This window comes from Thermobacillus sp. (assembly GCF_003390775.1).
Classification (GTDB): domain Bacteria; phylum Bacillota; class Bacilli; order Paenibacillales; family Paenibacillaceae; genus Thermobacillus; species Thermobacillus xylanilyticus.
In genome coordinates this window covers 24,587-37,872 of the sequence record NZ_QEWA01000042.1, presented here as the reverse complement: position 1 = coordinate 37,872, position 13,286 = coordinate 24,587, and the positions used below count along the sequence as shown (strand labels likewise).

Sequence of the window (13,286 nt, the reverse complement as noted above, 5' to 3'; positions counted from 1 at the left end):
GCCGGAAGACGATGCGTTGTTTGCCGGTCGGACCGCCGCAAGCAGCTTCCACCGCCGCAGCCTACGGCTCGATGACGATTTTCAGCGTGCTGTGCTTCTCCTTGATCGCTTTCTCGAACGCCTTCGGCGTCTCGTCGAGCGTCATGCGGTCCGTAATGACCGGATCCAGATTCAGGTTCTCCGCCGACATGACGGCCACACCCGTCGGATACGTGTTATGGTAGCGGAAGACGCCGCGGATATCGATCTCGTTGTCGACGATATACGGAATGTTGAGCGGCGTCGCTTCCTCCTGCGGCAGTCCGACGAGCACGACTCTGCCGCCGCGGCGCACCGCTTGCAGCGATGCCTGGGCCGCCTTGCCGTTGCCGGCGGTCTCGATCGCCAGATCCGCCTTCCGTCCGCCGGTCAGACGGAGAATCGCTTCCATGCCGTCTTCTTCGCGCAGATTGACGACGCCGTCGGCGCCCATCTGCAGCGCCCGCTCCAGCCGGAAACGTTCGAGGTCGACGCCGATGACCCGGCCCGCGCCGGCCGCCTTGGCGGCGAGCAGCGTCATCATGCCGATGGGTCCCATCCCCATGATGACCACCGTCTCCCCGGTCTTCAGTCCGCCGCGGCTGACCGCATGCAGCCCGACGGAGAGCGGTTCGATCAGCGCCGCTTTCTCGTAAGACATCGAATCCGGAATCGGATACAGGAAATCCGCGCGGATCGCGATATACTCGCAGAATGCGCCGTCATACGGCGGCGTCGCCAGGAAGCGGACGTCCGGGCACAGGTTGTACCGGCCCGACTTGCAATATTCACACCGGCCGCAGGTAACGCCCGGCTCGATCGTCACCCGCTGCCCCGCCTTCAGATGACGCACTTCGCTGCCCACGGCGACGACTTCGCCGGCCGCCTCGTGCCCGAGAATGATCGGCTTCGTCACGACGTAAGGACCGATTTTGCCGTGCTCATAATAGTGGACGTCGGAACCGCACAGTCCGACGGCCCGCACCCGGACGAGCGCCTCGTCCGGACCGGGCGTCGGAATGTCCAGCTCCTGAATTTCGATGTGTCCCGGCTTGGTCAGTACCGCTGCTTTCATTTTCCCCTGCATGGATCAGTCTCCTCCCATCGTCATTTGTCCCTGATTCCATTCAATCACTTCACGGCGCCCATGGAAAGACCGCGGACCATATATTTTCGCACAAGCAGCCCGCAGATCAGCATCGGCATGATGATGACGGTGCCGGTCGCCATCGCCTGGCCCCATTTGATGCCGGACTGCGAGACGAGCAGCGACGCGGCGATCGGGACGGTCTGCGTGCCGCGGCCGGTGAAGATCGAAGCGAACAGATAATCGTTCCACGAGAACATGAGGCAGAGCACGGCGGTGGCGACGATGCCGGGCGCCGCGGTGGGCACGACGACGCGCCAGAAGGCGCGGAACTTGCCGCAGCCGTCGATCATCGCCGCCTCCTCCAGATCGGGCGGCACGTCCTTGAAGAATGTGGACATCATCCACAGCGCGAACGGCAGGTTGAAGGTCGTGTAGGCCAGCACCAGCCCCGTCGTCGTGCCGATCAGATTCAGTTTGGAGAAGATCAGGTACAGCGGCAGAATGACGGCCGGAATCGGCGCCATCCGCGTGCTGATCACCCAGAACGAGACGTCCTTCTCCCACCTGAAATTGCCGCGCGCGAGGCCAAACCCTCCCATGACGCCGAGCAGCAGGCACAAGGCGGTGGTCACCACCGACACGACAAGACTGTTCCGCAGAAACTGCGGGAAATCCCCTCTGCCGAAGAACATTTCTTCATACACGTCGAACGTCGGCGTGAAGAAAAGTCTGGGCGGCATTTCGAACATATTTACCTGCGTCTTCATCGAAGACAGGATCATGTGAAGAATCGGGACAAGCGCCCACAGGAGACTGAGCGTCATCAGCGCATAAAGCACGGCGTGCAGCAGCTTCTGTCTGTGTTGCATCTTCAGGCTTCCTCGCTTCTCAAGACTTTAATGAAGAACCGCCCCATCAGGATGCTGGCCAGCAGCATCGTCAGGCCGACGGAAGCCGCCCCGCCGATGTCCTGGAAGCGGAACGCCACCTGCATCAGGTAATAGCCGATCGTCTTCGTCGCATCGGCCGGACCGCCTTCGGTCGTGATGACGATCGTATCGACGTAGCGCAGAATGTCCATCGAGCGGACGAGCAGCGCCACCACGATCATCCGCCGGACCATCGGCAGCAGGATATAGCGGATCTTCTGCCAGGAATTCGCGCCGTCCACATCGGCGGCTTCCAGCGGTTCTTCCGGCACGGTCTGGAGTCCGGCCAGCACGATGATCGTAATGAGCGGCGTCCATTCCCAGACGTCCATCATAATGACGGCGAACATCGCGTAGGACGGGTCGCCCAGCACCTGGATGTCCAGGCCGAACGTGTTCAGAACCCAATGGTACAGCCCGTAGGTCGGATCGAGCAGAAACCGCCACAAGAGACCGGTGACGATCGGCGCCACGAAGAGCGGCAGCATGAACAGGGTCGAGAACAGGTTTCGGAACCTGGGGATATGGTACAGCAGCAGCGCGATCGCGCAGCCGAGCACGAGCTGGGCGAGCAGGCCGCCGCCGGCATAGACGAGCGTCCGGCCCCACGACTGCCAGAACGCCGTGTCCGTAAGCGTGTCCGCCCAATTGCCGAATCCGGCGAAGCGGGGGCGGTCCATATCCAGCGAATAGTCCATGAAGCTCGCATAGACCATGAAGAAGAACGGGAAAATGCTGATCGCCGCCAGCACGACAATCGATGGCAGCAGCATCCAGAATTCCGTGCGATTCCGCTTTGGTTTTCGCATGAGCGGCCGGCTTGCAGCCTGTTGCATGGTAAGCCTCCTTGCCGATTCATTCCAGCCGACGGGAAAGAAGGCATGAAAGCGGGCATGCCGCACCATCGGCAAACCCGCTTTGTCCTTGTCCGTCAGTTGCCGGTCAGCCTGTCGCTTTGTTTTGCGATTTCTTTCATCGTGTCCGCCGGCGATTGACGGCCGGCCAGCATCTTCGAAAGCTCGGTGTAAATGATCGTGTCGATCTGCGGCCACATCGGAATTTTCGGGCGCATGTAAACATTGCCTTCCTTCCACGCTTCCTGCGCGGCGATCAGCGAGGAGGCAAGCGGCCATTCCTTGGCTTCCTGCGATTCCGGATCGTTCATCGCCTTCTGGATGTACGGCAATTGATAGACGGAGTAGCGCGTGGGCGTAAAGCCGGCGTCGAGAATCATGTATTGCGTCTGCGGCGCCGTCGCCCAGATCAGGAAGAGCCATGCCGCCTTGATCTCTTCGTCGCTCGCATATTTGTTGATGCCGATGCTCGTGCCGCCGTACATGTTGCCGCGGCCTTTCGGGCCTTTCGGCAGGATCGTCCAGCCGACCTTGCCCGCCACTTTCGACAATTCCGGATTTTCGAACATGCCTGCGAATTCGTGCCACTCCGGAATCATCGCGATTTCCCCGGCGGCGAACGCTTCGGCCAGACCGTTCCAGTCCCAGGTCGTGCTGCCCGGCGCCGCGATCTTGAGCAGCTCGTTGTAGAATTCGGCCGCTTCAATCGCTTCCGGCGATGTGAGCAGCGATTTGCCGGGATTCTCCGTGCCGATGTCGCCGAGATTTTCCGCTTCGAAATAATCTCCGCCGTAGGCGGCCAGCACGTTGCTGAAGTCGTTCATGAGCGAGTCGTGCTGTTTCGCCTGGTGGCCGGTGCCGTATTTGACTTCCGAAATGACGCCCGCCTTGGCTTTCTCGTTGATCCAGAGCGCGACTTCGTAGTATTGGTCCCACGTCATGTCCGGACCCGGCGTCCAGTCGTAGCCCTTCTCCTGCATGAACAGATCCTTGTACTTCTCGAAGACGTCCTTGCGGTAGGCGAGCACCATCGTCGGGTTGTCATAGGGCAGAGCGTACAGATGCTCCTTGTCGCCCATGAAGCCGCCGACCAGCAGCTGCGACTGGATGAAGTCCTCGAGTCCTCCCGGAATGGACGGCAGCGTCGGATCGTTGTTCAGCGTGTTCAGGTCGACGAAATGTTTGGCTTGCTTCGACAGAATCTGGTACGGATCGGCATAGATGATTTGGTAGTTGCTGTTGCGGGCGTTGAAATCCAGGCCCGCCTTCTCCACCACGATGTCCAGGTTGACCTGCTCGATGTTGACCTTGATGCCGGTCGCCTGCTCGAACACTTCGATATTGGCGGCAAGCCCGGAGGAAGGCGGCGTGTTCTCGGTGATGACGTTGAGCGTGACGCCTTCAAATTGTTTCCAATCGAATCCTTCCGGAGCTTCGATCTTCGGCAAGCCTTCCACCCAGCCGCCGAACGGATCGGAGCTGTCGGCCGCGCCGGACGGCTGGCCGCCCGCATTGCCCGCATTGCCCGATTGACCGGAGTCTCCGGAATTGTTACCGTTTACATTTGTCGCGTTTTGAGAGCTGCCGGAATTCAATCCGGATCCCGGCTTGTTCCCGCCGGATGAACAAGCGCTCAGCACGAGAACGCTTGCAATTGCCAGCACGATCAGCTTGGTCACCCATGATCTGTTCAACTGTATCCCCCCGAATGCGCGTTCCGCCGGCTGATGATGCCTGCGTTTGTGAAGGAACCCCGGCCGGGAACCTCTCCGCGTTCATTATAGTTCAGCCGGATGAGGGGATTCTATCTAAACTTCCTGGCATCGTGGCATGGCGAATTTGTGACAAAAATGAAGAAGCCGCCGGATGGTACCGGCAGCCTCAAATCTGAAGCCATTTCCGCATATCGGCCGCCGTCGCGGCGGTCTCGTCCAACTGCGCAAGATCCGCTCCGGTGAAGGCCGTGAACCGGCGAATGCAGTCCGCCAGGCTAATCCTCAGATCATCCGCAGGCTCAACGCCGGTCTCCGGCCACCAGCCGCGGATGATCAGCCTGCGCCGGCTCCGGTCCAGCACCGGTTCGATCCGCCCGATGAACCGGTCCCCGTACACGACCGGCAGCACATAATAACCGTACCGCCGCCCGGCGGCGGGCTTGTACACTTCCCAGCGGTAATCGAACCCGAACAGTTCGAGGATGAGCCGGCGATCCCAGAGCAGATTGTCGAGCGGCGCCAGCATGCTCGCCCTGTCCGGCCCGCCGGTCCCGTTCCGGATCACCTCGTCCAGGAGGGGCATGTCCTCCGCCTTCACGTAAAGCGGGTGCTTCTCCAGACCTTCAACGATTACCTTGCAGATCCGGCCGCTTTGGTGCAGACGCTCGAACGATGCCGTCCGCTGTCCGCTTTTCATCCCGGCGATGCCGAGCCAGGCGTCCCCGGACTTGTTCCAGAGCATGCCGATGGCGCCGATTCGGCGGAGCACATGCCAGTCGTGGTGTTCGTCTTCCGTCGGGTTCGGATCGTCGGCGTCCGGCACATCGGCCGGCAGATGGCGGCGGCTCAGGTCGTAAATTTTACGCGCCCCTTCTTTGTGGTGGATGATCACTTCGCCGGCGAAGAACAGGCTTTCCAGCACCGCGCGGGACAGACGGGCGGGCGCCCACGGCCAGTCGATCTTCTCGTGAAACTCCAGATCCGCCGATGACAACGGCCCCCGCTCCTCCAGCCGTCTGATCACGAGCGGCGCCAGTTCGGCGATCTTCGGATTTTGAAGCATCCGGGCTCGCGCCGTCTGCCGCCGGCGGGCGAAGCAGGGCCAGTCTTCCGTCAGCAGAATGGACATGTTCTTGTCCCAGCCGTCGAACAGCAGCCGGTCTTGGTACAGCAGCTCGTCGAGCATCTCCGGCCGGTATCCCCTGATCCGGGATTGCAGCACCAGATGCGGGTTGTAGCCCACGACATTGAGCGGGTCGAATTGCAGGCATCGGACCATCCGGAGCCAGGCCATGGCCCCTTCTTTCCCCTCGTAGCGCCATTCCCCGGCCAGACCGTGGCGGACCAGCAGAAATTGTCCGGCCTTCCGGCGCGTGATCACCCGTTCCATTCGGCACTCCCCTTCACCATTGCAGATCTCACGATAATACAAGGGTACCATTTGTTGGATAGGTTGTTCAATGATTTCGGGAACATTTGTTCTTGTCATTGTGCTCGCAAACGGAACAAATGTTTGTCTCGCGGATCGGGTTGATTTACAATAGCGAAGGAGAGAGAGCGGAAAGGAGCGGTCGTCCTTGTCCGTGGACAGAAAAATCAATTGCTTTCAGTGCCGCCACTATTTCGTCACCTGGGATCCCGATTTCCCCCGCGGCTGCAGAGCCTATGAGTTCAAAACCCATATGATGCCGAGCGCCGTGGTCTATTCATCTTCCGGGCAGCCGTGCCTGAAGTTCGAGCCGAAGGCGAACCGGAAGCCCCCGAAATGAAAGGAGAATCCTGATGAATCGACCGGCATCCGCCCCGTCGTCCGGCCGTCTGGTCTATGCCCTGAGCTTCGTGCTGTTCTTCTCGGTCATGAACGCCACCATGTTCAACGTTGCCCTGCCTTCCATCGCCGGCGAGTTCCGGCTCCCGTCGTCGGCCGTAAGCTGGGTCGCAACCATCTATTCCGTCCTGTACGCGCTGGGCTCGCTCCTGTTCGGCAAACTGGCCGACCGGCTGCCGCTCAAGCGGCTCATCACGGTCGGCCTGCTTGCGTTCGCCTCGGGTTCCGCCATCGGCGTGTTTGCCGACAGCTATGCGATGCTGCTCACCGCGCGCGTTATTCAGGCGGCGGGCGCTTCCTGTGTCCCGGCGCTGGTCATGCTCATCCCGATCCGCTTCTACCCGCCGGAGCGCCGCGGCCGCGTCATGGGCACGATCGCGTCGACGCTCGCCTTCTCGGCGGGGATCGGACCGATCGTCGGCGGATTCATCGCCGGCCAGTTCCATTGGTCGGGCATGTTCCTCGTCTCGCTGCTGGCGCCCGTGGCGCTGCCGTTCATCCGCCGCGCCCTGCCCGATGAGCCGGTGAGGGACGGCGGGCAGGTCGACTGGTACGGCGCCGGTCTGCTCGGCGCCGCGGTCACGCTGCTCATGCTGTCCGTCACGCAGTGGAACGGCTGGTATCTGCTCGGATCGGCCGCGCTCGCCGCGCTGTTCGTCATCCGTTCGCGGAAGGCGCCGCATCCGTTCGTCCAGCTTTCGCTTTTCCGCAACGCGGATTACACCTGCGGGCTGATCGTCAGTTTCTCCGCCTTGTTCGCGGTCTTCGGCCTGTTCCTGATGACGCCGATGATGCTCGGCAACCCGGAAGGCCACGGACTGGGCGCGCAGGCCATCGGCTTCGTCCTGTTCCCGGGCGCGATGTCGGCGGCGCTGCTCGGCCGGTTCGGCGGCGGCCTCGTCGACCGGCGCGGCACCCGGTTCGCGCTCTTCGTCGCGCTCGGCTTCATCGGCGCCGGCATGCTGGCGCTCTCGCTGCTGTCCGCCGCGGACGCCTGGGTCATCGCGCTCCTCCTGCCGCTGATCAACGCGCCGTTCACGTTCGTGCAGACGGCGATGGCGAAGTCGGTGTCGTCCACGCTCCCGCGGGAACAGTCCGGCGTCGGCATGGGCATGTACAACCTGGTCAACTTCCTGTCGGGCGCAATCAGCGGCGCCATCGTCAGCAAGCTGATCGAGTTCGATCTGAGCGGCCTGAACGCCTTTGCGCTTGTCCAACCGTCGACTTACGGCGCGGTCTACCTGCTGCTCGCGCTGTTGATCGCGATGACCGGCCTGCTGGCGTATGTCCGGCTGGAGCGCCGGCCGAAGATGGCGGCGCGGCCAAACCGCTCTGTCAGCGGGCTCTGACGGCGCCGTGCGCCGTTGGAGCGGGCCGGCACCCGGGGGCGTGGGCGCTCTAACGGCACCACGTGCCGTTAATTCGGCCCCGTGCCCGGTCCGGCCACCCGTTAACGGCACTTCGTGCCGTTAGAGGCGATAGGGTCGGCCCATCTCCCCTGTATGCCTGCACATAAACCCATTAAAAAGCGGAGCTGCAAAATCTGCAACTCCACCGGAAGCGACCCCGCGCACCGCCCGATTCACACACACGTCCACGTGCCGCAACCGACACAGCGCCCGGATAAAGCTCTCTCCCCCTCGCACCGCCGGCTCACGCCCCAGCTTCCGTGTACCGCGTCCAGCGCGGCGCGCCGGGAGCCGGGCAGGCGCGGTCTTTCAGCTTCGCGACGATCGGAACGATGCAGCCGCAGACCGCGCATGTATGGCCGCCAATCAGCTTCGGACAGGACCGGCAGAGGTCCAGCCGCATCTCATAGACGTCGTCCGGCACGCACAGCCCGCTTGATTCCGCGAACATCGGCGCGGCGAGCATCGCCCGGATGCGTTCTTCCGACACGTGCGCGTCAGACCTGCAGCCTCTGCACGGGCGTTCCGCCGTCATCCGCCGCTCACCCCGCCGTCAGCTCAAGCACCGTTACGGACATCGGCGGCAGCGATGCGTTCAGGCGCCCGCCCTCGAGTTTGAAGTCGCGGAACGGGGCCGGTTTCACCCGCTCGGGCTCGTCGAACGTGTTGTGCCCGTCGATGCGGTCCGACGTCAGCGTCGTGCCGGTTGCGCTCACGCCGCCGTTCAGGCCGCGCAGCTCGATGTCCACGCTTGCTCCGGTCTCGAAGTCCAGATTGCACAGACTGATGTGGATCTTGCCGTCCGCCGCGCGGGAAGCGGAGACCGATACCTTCGGCAGCTCGCCTTCCGGACCCGTGCGCTCCACAGACTCCCATGTATCGAGCAGTTCCGCATCCTGATGCACCTTGAACATGTTGAACACATGGTAGGTCGGCGTCAGCAGCATCCGCTCGCCCTCCGTCAGGATGACGGATTGCAGCACGTTGACGAGCTGGGCGATGTTCGCCATCCGGACGCGGTCGCAATGGCGGTGGAAAATGTGCAGCGTCGCGCCCGCGACAAGCGCGTCGCGGATCGAGTTCTGCTGATACAGGAAGCCCGGATTCGTGCCCGGTTCGACGTCATACCACGTGCCCCATTCGTCCACGATCAGATCGATCCGCTTGTCCGGATCGTAGACGTCCATGATGGCCGAATGCTTCGTGACGAGCTCGTCCATGAACAGCGCCTTCTTCAGCGTGACCCACCATTCGTCCGTCGTGAAGCCGGTCGCGGGTCCTTTCTTCTCCCAGGGGCCCGGAACGGTGTAATAGTGCAGCGACAGCCCGTGCATGAACGGCGCGGCCTGCTTCATCAGCACTTCCGTCCAATGGTAGTCGGCCGTGTTCGCGCCGCACGCAATCTTGTGCAGCTTGTTGTCGCCGTAGTTGCGCAGATACGTCTGAAACTGGCGGTACAGATCGGCGTAATATTCCGCGCGCATGTTGCCGCCGCAGCCCCAGTTCTCGTTGCCGACGCCCCAATACTTGATGCGCCACGGCTTCTCCCGTCCGTTCTCCCTGCGCCAGTTCGCCATCGGCGATTCGCCGTCGAACGTAATGTACTCGACCCATTCGGACATTTCCTGCACGGTGCCGCTGCCCACGTTGCCGCTGATGTACGGTTCGCAGCCGAGCAGCTCGCACAGCATCATGAATTCGTGTGTGCCGAAATGGTTGTTCTCGATGACGCCGCCCCAGTGCGTGTTCACCATCCGCTTCCGCTTCTCCCGCGGGCCGACGCCGTCTTTCCAATGGTATTCGTCCGCGAAGCAGCCGCCCGGCCAGCGGAGGACCGGAATTTTCATCTGCTTCAGCGCCTCGAGCACGTCGTTTCGGATCCCGTTCGTATTCGGAATCGGCGAATCTTCTCCGACCCACAGCCCTTCGTAGATGCATCGCCCGAGATGTTCCGAGAAATGGCCGTAAATGTTGCGGTTGATCGTGCCCTTCACCCTGTCGGCGTTTACGACTACCCGGCTTGCCACGTTCATCGCTCCTTCATTTTGCTGAAAGATTATCTTCCGCGGGCCGTGCAACTCTCATATTCGAATCCCCGCGACTCTTGTCTTCACTAATCATTGTAAAGGTTTGATCGCATTGGTGAAATGATCTATCATAATCAATAACTGATCTTTCGTCTTCAAGGCGGTGGCGCGATGTTCCAGATGAACCGGTGCGGCTACAACGTCGTCCATCCGGATGGCATCGTCATCGACCGGCCGCACGGCTCGGGCGATTATCTGTTCCTGTTCTTCCGCAGCCGCATGTGCGTCGAAGCGCGGGGAGAGCGCTTCCTGACGGACAAGAACACCTGCATCATTTACCGCAAAGGAAGCCGGCAATACTACCATGACATCGAACAGCCGATGGTGCACGACTGGTTCCATTTTGACGGCGAGGATGTCGAGACGTTCTGCCGGAAACTGAATCTGCCGCTGGACACGCCGATGAAGGTGCATGAACCGGTATATGTGTCGCGGAAAGTGAGCGAAATCCAGGAATCGCTGGTCCAGAACGGGCTGTACCGGGACGAGATCATCGACGCGACCGTCCGTTGCCTTCTCATGAAGCTCAGCGACATCCGCAACCGGATCGAGCCGAACAAGCCGGTCAGCAAATATTACGATCTGCTCGTGTCGCTGCGCAACGACATATACAGCAACCCGTCCGTCGCCTGGACGATCGGCGATCTGGCGGCCCGCGTCAACATGAGCCGGTCCTATTTCCAGAAGCTGTACAAAGAACTGTTCGGCATCTCCGTCATGAACGACATCATCCACAACCGGCTCGAATACGCGATGTACCGGCTGAAAAACACGTCCGACAGCATCCGCGACATCGCCGCACAGTGCGGATACGAGAACGACGTCCACTTCATGCGGCAGTTCAAGAAGTACATCGGCCTCACGCCCGGCGAATTCCGCTCCGGAAGGGCAAAAACAACCGTCCGGGCGTAACGCGGCGGTGCTCACGAATCTGAGCCCGCGGAACGGGAACAGCTGGTCCGTCCGTTTCTCCGGAACAGACCGGCTGCGATTGCCGGTTTCCGCCGGCTCAAGCTTCAGCGCCCGCCGTCCGCACGACGCGCCGGAACGCCTCCTTCGGCCGGTGCTGCGCGTCGAACAGCAGCGGCCAGTTGCGCCGCCCGCGCACCGGGAAATAACTGAGCCACGTATAATCGTCCGCCGCGCCCCAGAACGTGACGCTGCGGATGACGTCCCGGTATTCGCGGTAAAGCGAGAACAGCTGCTCGTACAGCTCCGCCTGCCGCTCCACCATTTCCGCCGTCGGCTCGAGCAGATCGGTTCGCCGGTCATCCCAGGCGTAGACGGACATGTCCAGTTCCGTCACATGAATGACCAGGCCGAGCTCGGCGTACTTCTCGATCGCCTCGCGCACCTCGGCGATGGACGGCGACGCCAGATTGTAGTGCCCCTGCATGCCGATGCCGTGGATCGGCGCGCCCTGCTCTTTGAGCCATTTCACGAGGCGGATGATCTTGTCGCGCTTCGCGGGATTGCATTCGTTGTAGTCGTTGTAGAACAGCAGCGCGTCGGGATCGGCCTCGTGCGCGTACTCGAACGCGCGGACGATGAATTCCGGCCCGACCATGTCGTGCCATTTCGACGCCCGCAGCCACTGTTCGCCTTCGTCGGCGACCGCTTCGTTCACGACATCCCAACAGTAGGTCCGCCCTTTGTACCGGCCCGCCACCGCATGGATGTGGTCGCGCATGCGCCGGAGCAGCGTCTCCTTGTCGGCGGGACCGCCGTCGGGCGCTTCGAAGAACCAGTCCGGCGTCTGGTTGTGCCAGACGAGCGTGTGTCCGCGCAGCTTCTTGCCGTGCTTCGCGGCGAAATCGGCAATCTTGTCCGCCTGCTCGAAGGTGAAAACGCCTTCAGACGGCTGCGTATTAATGGGCTTCATTTCGTTCTCCGCCGTGATGCTGTTGTACTGCGCCCTGAGCAGTTCCGCCGCGCTGTCCACCGTCCGGACGTTCACCGCCGCGCCGATGTCGAAGTCGTCCTTGAAAACTTCCCACAGTTTAAGTTCGGCCATGCCCGGTTCACCTCGCTGATTGTTGATTGACAGGATTTCACAGCCGCATCCGCAACCCGGACTGCCGGGCGTCGCATGCGGCCGGGTTCCCCATGCGCTCAACCTTCATGCGGTACACTGCCGCGGCATACCGTTGTTCTTCGGCATGCCGCGGCGCCCGTTATCGGTAATCGCTGCCGGTCGTAATGTCGCCGGATGGCGCAAAACCTTCGACCGAGCGTTTCTTCTCGTAAAACTTCACCGCCCGGGCCAGAATTCCTTCGCGGGTGTAGAACGGATCGTCCGGCGCAAGCGGCAGCCGGACCGCCTGGACCCGTCGCGCCCGCTTTGTAGACGGCGGTGATGAACTCGAGCGTCCGCCGTCCGTCCTCGCCGCCGATCAGCGGCTTCCCGCTGGTCCGGATCGCGTTCAGCACATCGGCGTATTGTCCGGCGTGGCCTTCGTGCTCAAGATCCGGAATGGCGTCATAAGCTTCCTGAAGCTTCCGTTCCAGCTCCGGATTCGGCTCCGGGAAGCCGTTCGGCTTCGCGATGCCGGCCTTCGGCCGCCAGGGCGCCGAGATGCGTGCGCCGCTGCATTGGAAGACAAGCTGCTGTTCCTCGCCGTGATGGACGACGGAGCTGGTGAGCTGGCCGAGCGCCCCGTCCGCATAGCGGAAAATCGCGACGGACAGATCCTCCACTTCCGCGTTGTCATGCGCCGTGTTCGCAAGGTACGCCTGCACTTCCACGGGCATGCCGGCCATCCAGAGCATCGCGTCGATATGATGAACGGCGTGATTGATCGTGCAGCCGCCGCCCTCCTTCTCCCATGTGCCGCGCCACCAGAGATCGTAGTAGCTGTAGCCCCGCCACCAATGGGAATCGACCTGCACATGCAGCAGTTTGCCGGCGAGACCGGAAGCCAGCATCCGCTTCAGCTTCATGAGCGGCGTGCGGAACCGGTTCTGGGCAATGACCGACAACACCTTGCCGCTGTCCGCCGCGGCGGCCAGCATCCGGTCGCATTCCTCCAGCGAAGCCGCCATCGGCTTCTCGACGATGACGTGCCGTCCCGCACGCAGGAACAGAATGGCGAGTTCCGCATGCGTGTAGGGCGGCGTGCAGACGGACGCGAGATCGAAGTCGAGATCGAGCAATTTCTCCGCATGATCTGCCACGACAGCCTGCTCGAGCCCGAAGCGGGCTTTGAGCGCTTCGGCTTTTTCCGGCACAATGTCGCACAAGGCGACAATCTCCCATTGCCCGGGAAATGATGCACAAGCTTCGACATGCGCCGGAGCGATCGCGCCGCAGCCGATCAACGCGACGCGGACGGGACGGTTGGCCGACATGTTCTCAT

10 protein-coding genes and 1 pseudogene are annotated in these 13,286 nt (G+C 62.0%); 2 read left to right on the top strand and 9 right to left on the bottom strand.

What is annotated here, in order from left to right; all coding sequences use genetic code 11:
- Positions 1–61 precede the first annotated feature (61 nt).
- The 5 genes from C6W55_RS12305 to C6W55_RS12285 form a co-directional block, all read right to left on the bottom strand.
- Positions 62–1,105, bottom strand: a complete 1,044-nt coding sequence (locus C6W55_RS12305; RefSeq protein ID WP_286892818.1) for an NAD(P)-dependent alcohol dehydrogenase — start codon at positions 1,103–1,105, stop codon at positions 62–64.
- 44 nt (positions 1,106–1,149) lie between these two features.
- Positions 1,150–1,977 (bottom strand): carbohydrate ABC transporter permease, encoded by an 828-nt coding sequence (locus C6W55_RS12300; protein WP_286892817.1) that lies wholly within the window; start codon positions 1,975–1,977, stop codon positions 1,150–1,152.
- Positions 1,978–1,979: 2 nt separating this feature from the next.
- On the bottom strand, positions 1,980–2,873 hold the full coding sequence (locus C6W55_RS12295) for a carbohydrate ABC transporter permease (protein ID WP_286892816.1): 894 nt from the start codon (positions 2,871–2,873) through the stop codon (positions 1,980–1,982).
- Between the two features lie 95 nt (positions 2,874–2,968).
- On the bottom strand, positions 2,969–4,585 hold the full coding sequence (locus C6W55_RS12290; protein WP_286892814.1) for an extracellular solute-binding protein: 1,617 nt from the start codon (positions 4,583–4,585) through the stop codon (positions 2,969–2,971).
- A 187-nt stretch (positions 4,586–4,772) separates the two neighbouring features.
- On the bottom strand, positions 4,773–5,996 hold the full coding sequence (locus tag C6W55_RS12285) for a winged helix-turn-helix domain-containing protein (RefSeq protein WP_286892813.1): 1,224 nt from the start codon (positions 5,994–5,996) through the stop codon (positions 4,773–4,775).
- A 392-nt stretch (positions 5,997–6,388) separates the two neighbouring features.
- On the opposite strand from C6W55_RS12285, the gene C6W55_RS12275 reads away from it, so the two are divergent.
- A complete protein-coding gene (locus C6W55_RS12275; protein ID WP_286892812.1) occupies positions 6,389–7,783 on the top strand; it encodes an MFS transporter in 1,395 nt (464 codons plus the stop codon).
- Between the two features lie 304 nt (positions 7,784–8,087).
- Here the strand turns inward: C6W55_RS12275 and C6W55_RS12270 are convergent, their stop codons facing one another.
- Both C6W55_RS12270 and C6W55_RS12265 read right to left on the bottom strand, forming a co-directional pair.
- Positions 8,088–8,378 (bottom strand): DUF6171 family protein, encoded by a 291-nt coding sequence (locus C6W55_RS12270; protein ID WP_213485760.1) that lies wholly within the window; start codon positions 8,376–8,378, stop codon positions 8,088–8,090.
- 7 nt (positions 8,379–8,385) lie between these two features.
- On the bottom strand, positions 8,386–9,870 hold the full coding sequence (locus C6W55_RS12265) for an alpha-N-arabinofuranosidase (protein ID WP_015255602.1): 1,485 nt from the start codon (positions 9,868–9,870) through the stop codon (positions 8,386–8,388).
- Positions 9,871–10,041: 171 nt separating this feature from the next.
- Between C6W55_RS12265 and C6W55_RS12260 the strand changes: the two genes are divergently transcribed.
- The gene (locus C6W55_RS12260) at positions 10,042–10,842 is read left to right on the top strand and encodes a helix-turn-helix domain-containing protein (protein ID WP_286892810.1); all 801 of its coding nucleotides are present in this window, start codon (positions 10,042–10,044) and stop codon (positions 10,840–10,842) included.
- Positions 10,843–10,939: 97 nt separating this feature from the next.
- Here the strand turns inward: C6W55_RS12260 and C6W55_RS12255 are convergent, their stop codons facing one another.
- A complete protein-coding gene (locus C6W55_RS12255) occupies positions 10,940–11,944 on the bottom strand; it encodes an endo-1,4-beta-xylanase (protein ID WP_286892809.1) in 1,005 nt (334 codons plus the stop codon).
- A 160-nt stretch (positions 11,945–12,104) separates the two neighbouring features.
- Positions 12,105–13,278, bottom strand: a pseudogene (locus tag C6W55_RS12250) (Gfo/Idh/MocA family protein).
- Between the last annotated feature and the right edge of the window lie 8 nt (positions 13,279–13,286).